At 51.5% G+C, this 16,059-nt stretch carries 14 protein-coding genes; 7 read left to right on the top strand and 7 right to left on the bottom strand.

Features of this window, described 5'->3' with window-relative positions; translation table 11 throughout:
* Window positions 1-4 precede the first annotated feature (4 nt).
* From C4F51_RS07180 to C4F51_RS07165, 4 genes are all read left to right on the top strand, one after another.
* A complete protein-coding gene (locus C4F51_RS07180) occupies window positions 5-1,441 on the top strand; it encodes an N-acyl-D-amino-acid deacylase family protein (RefSeq protein ID WP_193908486.1) in 1,437 nt (478 codons plus the stop codon).
* 43 nt (window positions 1,442-1,484) lie between these two features.
* On the top strand, window positions 1,485-1,868 hold the full coding sequence (locus C4F51_RS07175) for a RidA family protein (protein WP_193908484.1): 384 nt from the start codon (window positions 1,485-1,487) through the stop codon (window positions 1,866-1,868).
* Between the two features lie 88 nt (window positions 1,869-1,956).
* Window positions 1,957-3,414, top strand: coding sequence for a sodium:solute symporter family protein (locus tag C4F51_RS07170; protein ID WP_193908482.1), 1,458 nt, complete (start codon window positions 1,957-1,959; stop codon window positions 3,412-3,414).
* A gap of 104 nt (window positions 3,415-3,518) precedes the next feature.
* Window positions 3,519-4,016 (top strand): MliC family protein, encoded by a 498-nt coding sequence (locus tag C4F51_RS07165; RefSeq protein ID WP_193908480.1) that lies wholly within the window; start codon window positions 3,519-3,521, stop codon window positions 4,014-4,016.
* A gap of 91 nt (window positions 4,017-4,107) precedes the next feature.
* Here C4F51_RS07165 and C4F51_RS07160 read toward each other — a convergent pair whose 3' ends face one another.
* The 3 genes from C4F51_RS07160 to C4F51_RS07150 all read right to left on the bottom strand — a co-directional run bounded on the left by C4F51_RS07160 (window position 4,108) and on the right by C4F51_RS07150 (window position 8,540).
* Window positions 4,108-5,391, bottom strand: coding sequence for a M61 metallopeptidase family protein (locus tag C4F51_RS07160; protein ID WP_193908478.1), 1,284 nt, complete (start codon window positions 5,389-5,391; stop codon window positions 4,108-4,110).
* 235 nt (window positions 5,392-5,626) lie between these two features.
* Window positions 5,627-6,124 (bottom strand): FKBP-type peptidyl-prolyl cis-trans isomerase, encoded by a 498-nt coding sequence (locus tag C4F51_RS07155; protein WP_193908476.1) that lies wholly within the window; start codon window positions 6,122-6,124, stop codon window positions 5,627-5,629.
* 163 nt (window positions 6,125-6,287) lie between these two features.
* Entirely contained in the window at window positions 6,288-8,540 is a 2,253-nt protein-coding gene (locus tag C4F51_RS07150) for an arginine/lysine/ornithine decarboxylase (RefSeq protein WP_193908474.1), read from the bottom strand.
* 363 nt (window positions 8,541-8,903) lie between these two features.
* Between C4F51_RS07150 and mgrA the strand changes: the two genes are divergently transcribed.
* Window positions 8,904-9,920, top strand: coding sequence for an L-glyceraldehyde 3-phosphate reductase (gene mgrA / locus C4F51_RS07145; protein WP_193908472.1), 1,017 nt, complete (start codon window positions 8,904-8,906; stop codon window positions 9,918-9,920).
* Window positions 9,921-10,199: 279 nt separating this feature from the next.
* Here the strand turns inward: mgrA and C4F51_RS07140 are convergent, their stop codons facing one another.
* From C4F51_RS07140 to ectA, 3 genes are all read right to left on the bottom strand, one after another.
* Window positions 10,200-10,598 carry an ectoine synthase gene (locus C4F51_RS07140; protein ID WP_193908471.1) on the bottom strand — a complete coding sequence of 133 codons (399 nt, stop codon included), beginning with the start codon at window positions 10,596-10,598 and terminating at the stop codon, window positions 10,200-10,202.
* A gap of 90 nt (window positions 10,599-10,688) precedes the next feature.
* A complete protein-coding gene (gene ectB, locus C4F51_RS07135) occupies window positions 10,689-11,963 on the bottom strand; it encodes a diaminobutyrate--2-oxoglutarate transaminase (protein WP_193908469.1) in 1,275 nt (424 codons plus the stop codon).
* 82 nt (window positions 11,964-12,045) lie between these two features.
* The gene (ectA, locus tag C4F51_RS07130; protein WP_235992294.1) at window positions 12,046-12,573 is read right to left on the bottom strand and encodes a diaminobutyrate acetyltransferase; all 528 of its coding nucleotides are present in this window, start codon (window positions 12,571-12,573) and stop codon (window positions 12,046-12,048) included.
* 184 nt (window positions 12,574-12,757) lie between these two features.
* Between ectA and C4F51_RS07125 the strand changes: the two genes are divergently transcribed.
* On the top strand, window positions 12,758-13,234 hold the full coding sequence (locus C4F51_RS07125) for a MarR family winged helix-turn-helix transcriptional regulator (protein ID WP_193908467.1): 477 nt from the start codon (window positions 12,758-12,760) through the stop codon (window positions 13,232-13,234).
* 88 nt (window positions 13,235-13,322) lie between these two features.
* On the opposite strand, the gene C4F51_RS07120 is transcribed toward C4F51_RS07125, so the two are convergent.
* Window positions 13,323-13,991: an alpha/beta hydrolase gene (locus C4F51_RS07120; RefSeq protein WP_193908465.1), complete on the bottom strand. Its 669-nt coding sequence runs from the start codon at window positions 13,989-13,991 to the stop codon at window positions 13,323-13,325.
* A gap of 253 nt (window positions 13,992-14,244) precedes the next feature.
* Here C4F51_RS07120 and ppnN point away from each other — a divergent pair, with 253 nt between their 5' ends.
* A complete protein-coding gene (gene ppnN / locus C4F51_RS07115; protein WP_193908463.1) occupies window positions 14,245-15,672 on the top strand; it encodes a nucleotide 5'-monophosphate nucleosidase PpnN in 1,428 nt (475 codons plus the stop codon).
* Window positions 15,673-16,059 lie beyond the last annotated feature (387 nt).

Here is a 16,059-nt window from a genome sequence, read left to right as displayed (position 1 = left end):
CAACATGATTTACGACACGCTCATCTGCAACGCCACCATTATTGATGGCAGCAACAGTGCTCCGTTTAACGCGGAAGTCGCCATCCGCGATGGCATGCTAACGCTGTTGCCGGAAGGCAGCGCTCCCCCGGCCACTCACGCTATTGATGGTGAGGGTCTATTCCTCGCACCGGGTTTTATCGACGTACACACCCACGACGATACCAACGTCATTAAAGCGCCGCACATGTTTGCCAAAATCAGTCAGGGTGTTACCACCGTGATTACCGGTAACTGTGGCATCAGTGCCGCGGGCGCCCGTCTGAAAACTGCCCCGCCCGATCCGATGAATTTACTGGGTGAACAAAAAGATTTTCGCTACCCCACCTTTACCGCTTACGCCCGCGCCGTTGAGTTGGCCCGCCCCAACGTCAACGTCGCTGCGCTGGTTGGTCACACCACACTGCGCAATAATGTGATGGATGATTTGTTGCGTACCGCAACCGATGAAGAAATCAATGAGATGCGGCAACAACTGCGGCAGGCGCTGCAACAAGGTGCCCTGGGGTTAAGCTCAGGCCTCGCCTATGGCAGCGCCAATGCGGCCAGCACCGCAGAAATTGTTACTCTGGTCAGCGAAATGGCCAACACCGGTGGCATTTACACCTCGCATTTACGAACCGAGTTTGATGGCATTCTTGAAGCTATGGACGAAGCGTTTGCCACCGCCAAACACGGCAAGGTGCCGTTGGTAGTATCGCATTTGAAATGCGCCGGTGCCGGCAACTGGGGCCGCAGTGGCGAAATATTGCAACACCTCCAGCGCGCGTCGACAGCACATCCCATTGCCTGTGATTGCTACCCTTATACCGCCAGCTCCAGCACACTGGATTTGAAACAGGTCACCGCAGACAACGATATTTTTATCACCTGGTCTACCCCGCACCCGGAACAAAGCGGAAACATGCTGGCCGATATCGCCAGCGATTGGCAATTATCACTGGAAGAAACTGCTAAAAAATTAATGCCGGCCGGTGCGGTTTATCATTGTATGCACGATGACGATGTCGAAAATATTCTCGCCTGGCCACACACCATGATCGGCTCGGATGGCTTGCCCAACGACCCGCATCCACATCCCCGGTTATGGGGCGCATTTCCCCGGGTGATTGGCCACTACGCCCGCCAACGCGGGTTGTTTTCCATCGCCACCGCCATTCATAAAATGACCGGCTTGTCGGCATCACGCTTTCAACTTGAAAAACGTGGCCTGATTGCCAACGGTTATCACGCCGACCTGGTGCTTTTCAATGCGCAAACCATTCGCGACACCGCCACCTGGGAAAAGCCGGTGCAAGCCGCCGAGGGCATCGAAAAAGTGTGGGTGAATGGCGTATTGAGCTTTAGCGACCAGCAACCGCTGGAAGCCCGCGCCGGGCAATTTTTATATCGCAAAAACTAACTATTATTTTCATATTTTTTTGAATAACTTATCAGGAGACACCATGAGTATTAAACGTTACGGAGCCGAAGGCGGTACCGGCACCGGAGGGCAACACCTGCCCTTTTCGCGCGCCGTAGAAGCCGGCGGCTGGTTGTATGTTTCCGGCCAGACCCCGATGAAAGATGGCGAAGTGGTAGAAGGCAGCGTGGTAGAACAGTCACGCCTGGCGATAGATAATTGCCTGAGCATTATGCGTGAAGCCGGTTATGATCTTGAACATGTGGTTCACGTTACGGTGATTCTTACCGATGCCCGTTACTTCCAGTCTTTTAATAAAGTATTCAAGGACGTATTCGGGGCACATCCGCCCGCGCGAATTTGCTCGGTTTGCGATCTGGTGGTGGACTGTAAAGTTGAAGTCGGAGTGGTTTGTTTCAAAGGCTGACACCCGATAACGGGGCAGCTGAGCCGCTGGCATCAGCTGGCCATTTTCAGGGTGCGACTAAAAAAATTAATGAGTGCATAAAAATTCTATGAACACCTCTGTATTTGTCAGCGCATTTGTTATTTACATTGCATTTCTGGTGTGGCTGGGCTGGTTTGTTTCGCGTCAACAACGCGGCGGGGAAGATTTTTTGCTGGCCGGGCGCAGCCTGCCAATGATGCTGACACTGGCCACAACCCTGGCCACCATGGTCGGCACAGGCTCTTCTATTGGTGCAGTAGGTTTTGCCTACAGCAACGGCTGGGCAGGAACGCTTTATGGCATTGGTGGCGCACTGGGTATTTTATTAACCGCCTGGTGGTTTGCACCGGTACGGGCACAACGCTTTATGACCATGAGCGAAGAGTTGTCCTGGTACGTGGGCGCCAATCGCTATGTTAAAAATCTGGTGGGCGTGCTCATTTTGTTGGCCTGCATTGGCTGGCTGGGCGCGCACATTCTCGGCGGCGGCATGTACCTGGCGTGGATCGCCGGGGTTGACCCCACTATCGCCAAATTATTGATCGCCGCCGGCTTCAGTATTTATATCGTCATCGGTGGTTACCGGGCGGTGGTCTGGACCGATGCCATTCAGGTCGTGGTGTTATTTTTTGGATTTATTCTGATGGCCGCCATGTCGGTTTATCTCGCCGGTGGCTGGGAAAGTTTAATGTCTGACCAGCCACGGGAAAATTTGTCTTTTCTCGGTATAGAAAAAATCGGCGCTATTCACGCCTTGTCACTGGTGGCCGTGATTATGGTCGGGGTGATGGCAACACCGTCGTTTCGCCAGCGAATTTATTCAGCGAGCAGCGTAAAAGCAGCACGCAATTCCTTCGCACTGTCCGGCAGTTTATATTTGTTCTTTTCATTTATTCCGGCGCTCATTGGTATGGCCGCGTATGCGATGAATCCGGATTTGGAAAACCGAAATTTTTCCTTTCCATTTCTGGCCATGGAAGTGTTACCACTCACGGTGGGCGTAATTGTACTGATCGCTGGTCTGTCGGCCACCATGTCCAGTGCCAGCTCGGATGCGATTGCCGGGGTGGCAATTTTGCTGCGTGATATTTACATCCTTTTCACAGGTCGGGTGCCAGCGGAACAAAATATGGTGCGCTATTCACGCATCGGGCTGGTGGCAATTATTGGCGTGTCGATGCTGTTGGCATTTATTTCCGACGATATCATTGTCTATATCACCGGGATGATTGCCACCATTATGTCGGGCATGTGCGCCTGTGGCGTACTGGGGCGTTTCTGGCAGCGCTACACCTGGCAAGGTGCCATTGCTTCACTGATGGGCGGTTCGCTTATTTCCGGCGGCGTCATGTTGAGCCCATCGTTGATGACCTATTGGGGTAATCCGATTATCCCGGCCATGGGTGGTGCCTTTGCGGCCGGTATCCTGATCAGCCTGCTCACCCCGCGCAATAAGGTTTCGCCCGACGAGGCAGCCGACATTCTGGCGCGCGAGCGTGACATTATGGAAGTGGAATCCAGATAACTGATATTTCAGGTAACAGGCGTATACTCACCGGAACCGGGCCTCGTGCCCGGTGTCTGATTGCCCCATCGGCGATACAGATTTGAGTCCGGAGGATTTCACCTATGAAAGCATTGCTGCCTTTACTGATCACCAGCACCCTGTTTTTAAGCGCTTGTGAACGAGGCAACCCCGATGTGCCAGCGGCCAATGAAGCCGTCACATCCACAGCCCAGCCCCGCCATGAAGGTCATGAAGGTCATGAAGGTCATGAAGGTCATGAAGGTCATCAGAATCATGGCCATGACAGCACCGATATTACTGCCGTTACTTACGATTGCGACAACGGCGAAAGTATTCAAGTGCAGTATGACAACCGAACCGAAGCTGGCGCTGCCATTTTAACCATCAACGACAAAACCTATTCGCTCTATCAGGTTATCAGCGCTTCGGGCGCCCGTTACGCGTCGGAAAACGGTATCCAGGCCGACGAAGGCATTCAATGGCTGACCAAAGGCAAAGAAGGTGTATTGACCAACCTGATTCTTGACCATACTGCGCCGCCGGAAGACACCACCGTACTATTCCGCTGCGAAGAGCAAAGCGAAGAAACTCCACAGTAGGTCTTTTTAAAACCCTGCCTATTTCTGTAAAAAAAGCCGGGCATCGCAATGGATGCCCGGCTTTTTTTATCAGCTGTTGAGGATGCCGCTTTTATTGCGGCAAGCGTAACAACGGCGTATCCAGGGTTTTCAGTTTGCCGCCTGCAACGGTTTCTGCAGCTTTCACAAACTCCTCGAAAGACACCTTGCGAATCGGTATCAGCAAGCGTACCAGATCATCGATATTGGCCTTATCCGAGGTTTTACTGCGAATTTCCTTATCCAGCTCGTCCAGCAACACCACCGCACCGGCGGTTATCGGGCCATGTGAACGCGGTTGACGCAGCAGGTCAACATCCGCACTCCACTTTTTCAATCGCTTGATAATTTGATCACGACGATCCGGAGTCATGGCTCCGGCACGGAAGATAAGTTCAAAGGAGTAAAACTCGGCAATCCCTTCTGCCAGCCAGTCTTCACTGTGATCCTTGCTCTTTTCGCCACTGATGCGCGTCACCATATGGACGATTTCATGCACCAGTGGACTGGTACCATTTTCACTGACCAGGGGCCGGTCAGCGTGCAGGAACAGAGAATTGGACGCAGACAAACCGCCCCGCCACATAGGATCGCCAGCGCCAACAATCAGCAATTTATCCGGTGATTGGCCAAAGGCTTTTTGCACCTGCGGCCAAACAAACGTGAGGAATGTCAGGGCGTCCATGCGGCGCAGTTTTTCGCCCACAGGTGCACTCACCGCTACGCTGGTATTGCCCACCTGAGTGCGGCGCGTGCCCAGTTTACCGGCAATCATCCAGCCCACCGGGCGGTCATACAAGCGCTCGGGGTTATCAATACGGAAGGTATTACCGCGTTTGCGCGGCCAGCCGGTTTCTACGCTCCAATCATCTGGCAGCTGAAAACGCAGCGTTGCAATGGCGTGTGCGCCCGGCACTTCACTGGTTTGCGCAGCCGGAATAATATTGTCGCCACGGAAAATAGCCCAGTCATCGGTCATGCGGGCGTCGTAACGCCCCGGATCACGCTCGCGGGTAATTTTTGTGTAAAAAGTCAGCCGTGCATCTTCTTCGGGCAGCTCCCAGTAGGCGCGACCATCACGAATTTCAAATTTGCCGTTGGCTTTAAAGTTGGAGTACATCTCCGGGCGCGCATCGAAATTCATCGCCCGCAGTAAATGGCTGCGATCAATGCGGATCACCACCCAGGCGCGATTTTTTTCCGGTTGCAGTTCCACGGTGTATCTGAGGTTGTAGGCGAGATCGTCGTCAGGCTCTGCCTGACAAAGCGCGCTAAACAGGCCGAGAAGCAGCGCTGCGACCAATAATCTGCTACGGGAAAGGAAAAGGGCTTTGTTGCCGGTTGCCAATGAAAACATAATAACCTGCTGTCTGATTGCGAAAAGAACGTAACCGCTTGTCGTCTTAATATCATAGCAGTTTGTTTGGCGAGGGGTCGTGTGGCGGTTAACGCCGCAGCCAGAAAGTGCGGTAAACCCGTCACAGCAAAAGCTATTGTGCAGCGGAGTCAACCATTAATCAGAAAAACAGAACCGGGAGGAAAAAGCTGAACGCGGGGCAGATGCGGTGCCCGTGCAGACACCGCCGCCGACATCAATCGTGGTGATGACCACCCACGCCATGGGCATGTCCGTGCGCCAGCTCATCGGCGGTGGCATCACGTACTTCCAGAATTTCGATATCAAAGGTCAGTTGCTTACCCGCCAGCGGGTGGTTGCTGTCGATATCTACGTTGAATTTGCCCACTTTTAATACAATCGCTTCCCACGGACCATGCTGGGTATTCACCGCCACTTTCATACCTGGCTTGAGGCGGTTTTTCAGTTTCGCGTAGTCCAGCAGGTGTTTTACCGGAATGCGCTGGGTGGCGCCGTCTTTACGGTGGCCATAGCCATCTTCCGGAGACAATTCGGTTTCAAAACGCTCACCGGCAGCTCTGCCCTCAAACGCTTTTTCCAATGCGGGCAACAGATTGTTGTGGCCGTGCAGGTAAAGCGTCGGCTCAGCATCATACGAGCTTTCCAACAATTCGCCGCCGGTTTCACTGAGACGGTAATGAAAGCTCACCACGCTATTAGTGCCGATAGACATACAAATTCTCCCGAAAATTGATCAAAAACATTGAACCGGGGCGCAGTATGGCGAGCTGTTCCGGGAATGGCAATCGGAGATTGACGCCTTAAAAGTAACAAGGCCGGAGCAAAGGATTTTGCTCCGGCCTTGTTTGATTACCCTATTAACGCTGACGAGGAATTTACTGCTTTACGCAATCCACAAAGTAATCGCGCTTGCCGTTAACTTCACGCTTCACCAGACCGTGTACATCGGTTTCGAAGCCGGGGAAGCGTTCGTTGAAATCACGGGCAAATTTCAGATAATCCACAATGGTTTTATTGAAACGCTCACCCGGAATCAGCAACGGAATACCTGGCGGGTATGGCGTCAGCAAAATGGACGTGATGCGCCCTTCCAGATTTTCGATGGCCACCCGCTCAATTTCACGGTGCGCCATTTTGGCGAACGCATCGGAAGGCTTCATAGCCGGTTGCATATCGGACAAGTACATCTCGGTGGTCAGACGGGCCACATCATAAAGCTTGTAGAAATCGTGAATTTCCTGGCAGAGATCGCGCAAGCCATAACGCTCATAGCGTGGGTTGGCTTTTACAAAGTCCGGCATGATGCGCCACATTGGCTGGTTCTTGTCGTAGTCATCCTTGAATTGCTGCAAGGCAGTCAACAAGGTGTTCCAACGGCCTTTGGTGATACCGATAGTAAACATGATGAAGAAGGAGTAAAGACCGCACTTCTCAACAATAACGCCGTTTTCTGCCAGATATTTAGTGACGATAGAGGCCGGAATACCGCTCTCGCCAAACTGACCATCCAGTGACAAACCGGGGTTGATGATGGTCGCCTTGATCGGGTCCAACATGTTGAAGTCGGGAGCCAGATTACCGAAGCCATGCCAGGTATCTTCAGCACGGATCATCCAGTCATCACGGGTGCCAATGCCTTCTTCGGCAAAGGTGTCCGGGCCCCACACCTGGAACCACCAATCCTGGCCCCACTCTTCATCAACTTTTTTCATCGAGCGACGGAAATCCAGTGCTTCCAGAATGGATTCTTCTACCAGCGCTTTACCACCGGGCGCTTCCATCATGGCCGCCGCCACGTCACAGGAGGCAATAATGGAATATTGCGGTGACGTTGAGGTGTGCATCAAATAGGCTTCATTGAAAGCATCCTGATCCAGCTTCACGCTCTCTGACTCACGCACCAGAATCTGCGATGCCTGGGAAAGACCGGCCAGCAGTTTGTGCGTAGATTGGGTGGAGAAGATCATCGACTCTTTGGCACGCGGACGGTTTTTGCCAATCGCATGCATGTCTTTGTAGAACTCGTGGAAAGTCGCGTGCGGCAGCCAGGCCTCATCGAAATGCAAGGTATCAATCTTGCCGTCCAGCATTTCCTGCAACAGGCCCACGTTGTAAACCACACCGTCGTAAGTGGATTGGGTGATGGTCAGAATACGGGGTTTTTTATTGGCCGCTTCGCGGGCAAACGGATTGTTCTCGATCTTGCGAGCGATGCTTTCCGGGGTAAATTCTTCCAGTGGGATCGGGCCAATAATGCCAAGATGGTTACGCGTCGGCATCAAAAATACCGGGATCGCGCCACACATAATAATCGAGTGCAAAATAGATTTGTGGCAGTTACGGTCAACCACCACGATATCGCCCGGCGCAACGGTGGAGTGCCAGACCATTTTGTTGGAAGTGGAAGTACCGTTGGTGACAAAGTAGCAGTGGTCAGCGTTGAAAATACGCGCCGCATTGCGCTCGGATGCCGCTACCGGCCCGGTGTGATCCAACAACTGGCCAAGCTCTTCTACCGCATTACACACGTCGGCACGCAGCATGTTTTCACCAAAGAACTGGTGGAACATTTGGCCGATGGGTGATTTCAAAAACGCCACGCCGCCGGAGTGACCGGGGCAGTGCCAGGAATAGGAACCGTCTTTGGCGTAGTCAACCAGTGCACGGAAAAACGGTGGCGACAAACCGTCCAGATAGGATTTGGCTTCGCGAATAATATGGCGCGCTACAAACTCCGGCGTATCTTCAAACATATGAATGAAGCCGTGCAGTTCGCGCAAAATATCGTTAGGGATGTGGCGCGATGTGCGCGTCTCACCGTACAAATAGATAGGGATATCCGCATTTTTGTAGCGAATTTCCTCAACGAAAGCGCGCAGCGATTTCAGGGCGACATCGGTTTCTTCACGGGAACCGCCACCGAATTCCTCATCGTCAATCGACAAAATAAATGCCGAGGCACGGGATTGCTGCTGTGCAAATTGCGACAGATCACCGTAGCTGGTTACCCCTAACACTTCCATGCCCTCCTGCCCTATCGCATCCGCCAGTGCGCGGATACCCAACCCGGAGGTATTTTCCGAGCGAAAATCCTCATCGATGATGACTATGGGAAAGCGAAATTTCATGGATACTCCATCAATATTACGTGCGTATCGACCGGTGTAATACCGGCAATATCGGGTCAGGAAAAATGCGCATTCTACGCGCCTTGAGGGTAACGGCAAGCTGTATCAGTTATAGCCGATTCGGGGACATTCTGCAGCCGGACAGAGTCGCAAATAATGCAGAAACCTGAGGCATCTGTCGATGATAAATACATGAAATTTGCGCATTCCATGGTTCACCTTGCATTTTGGTTATTTTTCGACCCGCCTGCTGCCTCACAGTTAACAATTCTTGATAGACAAGCGAACCGGCAATATACGGTAAGATAAGCCGTTACGCCCACACGGCTTTTTCTGGCATCCACTCGTAATCAGAAGGTTTACATGATCACTCACGAACCCAATCCGGTCTATGTCGCCCACCCCGAGCGCTATCAGCGTACGCCTTATGCACGCTGCGGCAAAAGCGGCCTGCGTTTGCCCCGCCTGTCTCTCGGCCTGTGGCAAAATTTTGGCGGCGTTGATTCACTCGCCAACGCCGGTGCCATGTTGCGCAAAGCTTTCGATCTCGGTATTAACCATTTCGACCTGGCCAATAATTACGGCCCGCCTTTCGGGTCGGCAGAAACCACTTTTGGCCAAATCTTCAAGCGCGACTTTCAGGGCTACCGCGATGAACTGATTGTTTCCAGCAAAGCCGGTTACGACATGTGGCCCGGCCCTTACGGTATTGGCGGTTCACGCAAGTATCTGGTGGCGAGCTGCGACCAAAGCCTGAAGCGTACCGGCCTGGAATATTTCGATATTTTTTATTCGCACTGCATGGACCCGGAAACCCCGCTGGAAGAAACCATGCAGGCGCTGGACTACATTGTTCGCTCCGGTCGCGCTTTGTACGCCGGTATTTCCAACTACAGCGCCGGGAAAACCCGTGAAGCCGCTGCGATTTTGAAATCCCTCGGTACGCCGCTGCTGATTCACCAACCGCGCTACAACCTGTTTGACCGCTGGATTGAAGGTGGCCTTACCGATGTACTGCAGGAAGAAGGCGTGGGAGCCATTGTGTTTTCTCCGCTCGCTCAGGGCCTGCTGACCGATAAATACCTCAAGGGCATCCCGGAAAATTCCCGCGCCGCTCGTCAGGAACAAATTTACCTCGGCAACAAAGACATCACCCCGGAAAAGCTGGCCAAGGTAGCCGCGCTGAATGATGTAGCGCAATCCCGTCAGCAAACACTGGCACAAATGTCACTGGCGTGGGTATTGAACCACCCTGCAGTTACCAGTTCGGTGATTGGCGCCAGCCGTGTTGCCCAAATTGAAGACTCGGTAAAAGCGCTGGACAACCTGAAGTTTTCAACAGAAGAATTGCAGACTATTGAGAAGATTCTGGCAGGATAATCTTGAAAAATGGCGACTGAAAAGGGATGCGCAGGCTTACCCGGGCTTTATTGATACAAACAATAACGCAAACCGACTGAAAAAAATTCTGCAAAAAAAATCAGGTTACGGATCGCAGCATCCGTAACCTGACTTGATTTTCAAGCGAGTGCCTGTTGCTTTTACGGTGATGCAACGAAGACGCTCATTACTCCACGACTACGGGCAAGCAGCACTGACTACCATCATCGCTTATTTACAAAAAGCGATGATTACCGCAAAAAGATCCGGCAGCTTCGATTAATCCGCAACACTTTCTGCTTCAAGGGCATAAGCACCATCCGGCCCGTGCACTTCCTTGCCGTGCAATGGCGGATTAAAAACACACGCCATGATCATTTCTTCTTTCGCCCGCAGGATATGTTGGTCATGTTGATCCAATACATACAGCGTGCCAGCCTGAATCGGGTGTATTTTGCCGCTTTTGATATCTTCAATGCTGCCTTCGCCACGAATACAGTAAACCGCTTCGTAATGATTTTTGTAATGCAAATGCAACTCTGCATCTTTGTAAATGGTAGTAATGTTGAAAGAAAAGCCTACCTTGTCGTTAGCCAGCAACAGACGCGTACTTTCCCAACCTTCGGATACAACCCGGCGCTCGCTTTGGGTTGCATCCTGTAAATTTCTTACCAGCATAATTCACCTTTTCTGCATGACCCGGCTCATTAAAACCACCAGGTCTATAAAATTATCGGTTCATTTGAGTTTATAAACACGGCAAATGGATCAACCGGTTTTGCCCAGCGACAACTCGGCAAATACTTCGACAATACTGTCTTCAAGAATTTTCAAACCTTTGCTCAACTCTTCTTTGGTAATCGTGAGCGGGCAGAAACATTTAACAACCTGACCCCGGTTACCCGCGGTTTCGATAATCAGGCCACGCTCAAATGCCTGACGGCTGATTTTTTCTGCGATATCACCGTTGCGGCATTCCAGGCCCTGCATCAAGCCGCGACCTTTGGTGCGCAAATGGGTTACCCCGTAACGATCACTGATTTTTTTGAAATGCGCCGTCACCATCGCCGACTTTTCCGCGATTTCTTTGGTAAACGTCTCATCGCTCCAATATTCTTTAATCGCAGCACTGGCGGTTACAAACGCGTGATTGTTACCACGGAAGGTGCCGTTGTGCTCACCTGGCAACCACTGGTCAAGCTCAGGCTTCAACAGCACCAGCGCCATAGGCAAACCGTAACCGCTGAGCGATTTCGACAAGGTGATAATGTCCGGCTTAATGCCGGCATGTTCGAAACTGAAAAAGGTACCGGTACGGCCACAACCGGCCTGAATGTCATCCACGATCAATAAAATTTCGTGTTGTTTACAGAGCTTTTCCAAACCTTGCAGCCATTGTTTCTCGGCGACGTTCAAACCGCCTTCACCCTGCACCGCTTCAACAATAACGGCCGCTGGCAAATCAATACCGCTGGACGGGTCAACAATCAGTTTTTCCATCATGCGCAAGGTGTCGGCATCTTTGCCGTGGTAGCCACAGAAAGGCATACGTACCACACCGTTCAGCTCAACACCGGCACCGCCGCGGTGATGCTGATTACCGGTGGCCGCTACTGCGCCGAGGGATACACCATGAAAAGCGTTGGTAAAAGAAATAATGGTGGAGCGGCCAGTGACTTTACGGGCGATTTTCAACGCAGCCTCTACCGCATTGGTGCCAGTAGGGCCGGTAAATTGCAGGCGATAATTCATATCGCGCGGCTGCAAAATGTGGTCGCGAAAGGTATGCAAAAATTCAGCTTTGGCATCGGTGTGCATATCCAGACCGTGAGTGATGCCGTCCTGCTCGATGTAATCCAGCAAAGCCTGCTTCAATACCGGGTTGTTGTGGCCGTAATTCAGTGATCCGGCACCCGCCAGAAAGTCCAACCAGGCATTGCCCTGCTCATCGTACAAGTAACTGCCTTTGGCTTTGTTGAATACGACCGGGAACGAACGGGCATAACTTTGTACTGCAGACTCAAGTTCATTAAAAATTTTCATTGTTAATCTCCTTGTTAAAGCAGCATAAAACGCTGCCATATCGGCGTTGATAATCAATGCCGAGCGAATAATTTCATCGGGTTCAGGAAGCTAGAGGACCAATACGCACCAGAATTTCATCGGCATGTTCGCCACCAAAATGCCTGTCACGCGCAAACAGCGTGCGGGTTTCCAGCGGCGCACCAAGATCAGCGGCCAGCGCTTCAAATAGTCGCCAGGAAGGCTGGTTGCCCGGGTTAATGGTGGTTTCAATGAAGCGCAGGGAAGATTGTTGCGTTACCAGCTGGCTTAACATTCGGCCGGCAAGCCCCTGTCCTCTGCAGTTGGCGTCAACCACCACTTGCCAGACAAAGAGCACCTCGGGCGAGTCAGGTAATCGATAGCCGGAGATAAACCCGACCAGATGACCCGCCGCTTCGGCAGCGATAGCGGTATCCGCAAAATGCGTGCATTGCAACAGGTTGCAATACAGGGAGTTGGGATCGAGCGGGGGGCTGGCAGCGACCAGCCTGTGAAGAGACAAACCATCATCCGAGACCGGTTTACGCAAACTGACCTTGTTTGCCCGTATTGCCTGTGAAGCCGCCGGGGCTTCCTGAAGCATAACCATACAAATTACCCTTTTTATTTAGATGCATAAGCATTTTTACACATTTATTACATAAAACAGCTTAGTAATCATAAAAAAATACATTGTACACTAAACAATAATAGACGCAATTCGAGAGTCGCAAGACAAGAACTGTGTCAAAAATCTATAATTCACTGTTTACACCGGAGATGGAAAAGATCTTATGAGCAAAACAGAAGAAGTGCTTATCGCCTTGCGCCGGGTAATTCGCGCCACCGATCTGCATTCGCGCCAGCTCATCAAAACCGCCAGCGTGACAGCGCCGCAGCTATTGCTGATGCAGGCGATTCATCGGCAGGAGAACGCCATCATTAGTAAATTGGCGCAGGAGGTAAGCCTGAGTCAGGCAACGGTGACGACCATTCTGGATCGTCTTGAAAAGCGGGAGCTGGTGTATCGCCAGCGGTCAGAGCAGGATAAACGCAAGGTGCATGTGCACCTGACGGCGGCAGGTCAGACACTGTTGAAAAGCGCACCTACCGCGCTGCAACAGGAGTTCGTCAATCGTTTTAATGGATTACCGGATTGGGAGCAGTCGATGATTCTGGCATCGCTGCAACGCATTGCACATATGATGAATGCTCAGGATATTGACGCGTCTCCGTTTCTCGATACCGGAGAACTGGATCGTCAGATATAGCAGTATTTTTTATGGTTGTATCGGCAAAGCATTCAACCGCTGCAAATCACGCAAGGAAATACGCAGCGGTTGCATGGCTACACATAGATCAGGACTTCACCGGGAGAATCTTCTGCAACCACTGACCAATGGCCAGGATTTGCGACCCGCACACGGTGTGCTGCATAGGGTATTGCTGATACTGCACGCTGTACCCCAACGCGGTTAATTGCTGTGTAGCCGTCTGTCCCAATACTTCCGGCACTACCGGATCCTGAACACCGTGCTGAATTAAGATCGGCAAGGTTTTATTCAACGGATTCAACTGAATGGTTTTTCCGGTCGCATAGTAGCTCGATAAAACCAGCAAACCCGCCAGCTTTTTTTCACTCGCCAGCGCTGCCTGGTACACCACGGCACCGCCCTGGGAAAAACCTGCCAATACGATTCGCTCCGCAGGAATACCACGGGCTATTTCACGATCAATCAGTTTTTCAACAGCAGCCGCTGACCGCTCCAGCTGTTGCGTGTCGATACGACGGTCAAGCGACAGCTCGTAAATGTCATACCAGGCCGGCATCACATAGCCACCATTTACCGTTACCGGCAACTCGGGCGCATGAGGGAAAATAAAACGAACCGGCAAGTCGGCGGGCAACCCCAACTCAGGCACCACCGGAACAAAATCATGACCGTTAGAGCCAAGCCCGTGCAACCAGATAACCGCGGCATCTGCCGGGCTGGCCGGTTCTACTTCAATAAATTCCAGATCATTCATAACAACATCCGCATCAAAAAAATCATTGTAACGTTTAATGAGCCGGACACCCGGCAGAAGAGCAAGGCAGCACAAAAAACATCCACAACAAACCATTAACTATAAATAGTAACGAATAAAACATGCCTGCCGAAACACCACCTCACAACGACAGGCAAACATCCAAAGTCGCACATTATTAACGCCACAGCGCTACACTCATATTAACAATTACCGTATTCTTGCCAAACAACGATTGAGCCGGATAGTTTTTATGATGGATAACAGCCTGAGTAACCCCTACGTTTCTACGCACCATGAACCAGGAAAATACGAGACGCACGACGGAATTATTTCTCCGCAAGGCCCGTTAAATATTCTCTCCAAAATGGAAATCGCAAAATTACTGGATGCCAGCCAAAGCGGGCTTTACCACCTGTTTCGTAGCTGTTCGCTGGCAGTATTGAACTGCGGCAATTACCTGGATGACGGTAAGGAATTGCTGGAACGCTACCCGGATTTCAGCATTGGTTTGGTACAGGAAGAACGCGGTATCAAACTCGCCATTAAAAATGCCCCTGCCAGCGCCTTCGTTGACGGAAAAATGATCAAAGGTATCAGCGAACATTTGTTCACGGTATTGCGCGATGTCATCTACGCCAGCGGTGAATTGCAGAGCAGCGGCAAGTTTGACCTGGTTACCACCAAGGGGCTCACTGACGCCGTTTTTCAAATGCTGAGAAATGCCGGCATGCTGGTACCAGGCCTTGATCCCAATCTGGTGGTTTGCTGGGGCGGACACTCGATCAGCCGCGGCGAATATGACTACACCAAAGAGGTGGGCTATCAACTCGGGTTGCGCGGTCTGGATATTTGCACCGGCTGCGGCCCGGGCGCAATGAAAGGGCCGATGAAAGGTGCCACCATTGGTCACGCCAAACAGCGCATCCCGGGCGGCCGCTACATCGGTATTACCGAGCCGGGAATTATTGCCGCAGAAGCCCCCAACCCTATCGTCAACCAACTGACTATTATGCCGGACATTGAAAAACGTCTTGAAGCGTTTGTCAGAACCGGCCACGGTATTATTGTGTTCCCTGGCGGCGCCGGCACTGCAGAAGAAATTCTTTATATTTTAGGCATACTGCTGCACCCGGAAAATAGCGATATCCCCTTCCCGCTTATTTTTACCGGCCCGAAAAATTCCGCAGATTACTTCCTGCGGATTCATGAATTCATTGGTCAAACACTCGGCGAAAAAGCCCAACGTTTGTATCGCATTATTATTGACGAGCCGGACACCGTCGCTCGCGAAATGGTCGCCGGTATCCGCCAGGTTCGCGAATTCCGCAAACATACTGACGATGCCTACTATTTCAATTGGCAACTGCGCATCAACGAAGACTTCCAACAGCCTTTCATGCCGACCCACGAAAACATGAAGAATCTGGCACTGCATAAAACACAACCGGACCACTTACTGGCAGCCAACTTGCGCCGTGCCTTCTCCGGCATCGTCGCGGGTAATGTCAAGGAAGAAGGCATTAGGGCAATTGAAGAGTTTGGTGTATTTGAACTGGATGGCGATATCGAAATCATGCAACCGGTTGACGAACTGCTGGCCTCTTTCGCAGCACAAAACCGTATGAAGCTACCCGGCAAGGCCTATCACCCCTGCTATAAGATTTTAAAGCAGGTGTGAGTCGGTTAATTAATACGTCAAAAAAGGTCAATTTCCTACAAAAAGAAGTGACATTAGCGACTGGCTGACAAAGGTCCTTTGCATGAAAATGACCAACACAGGGAAGTGATAGGGAAGCACATTAATCAGGATGATTAAAGGGATAATCTGCCCGATATGGAATCACAGGAGTGATCAGGTGCCATGGATTCAGGAAGACGGCGCCCGGGCAGAAGAGGAAGGCAGGATGCCTTAACGACACAAGCGGTCGCCAAACCTCATCATGGAAATGTAAGACTATGGGGCCGGTCATTATGACCGGCCCCACTCCTATATAAATAAGAATAAAATAAATAGTCTGAAAATTCCCTGCGAGCAACGAAACAAGGATGCTCGCAGGGAATTTTT

This window comes from Cellvibrio polysaccharolyticus, from assembly GCF_015182315.1.
GTDB classification, from domain to species: Bacteria; Pseudomonadota; Gammaproteobacteria; order Pseudomonadales; family Cellvibrionaceae; genus Cellvibrio; species Cellvibrio polysaccharolyticus.
Note: the sequence above shows the minus strand (reverse complement) of the source record. Positions and strands in the feature narration are given on the sequence as shown.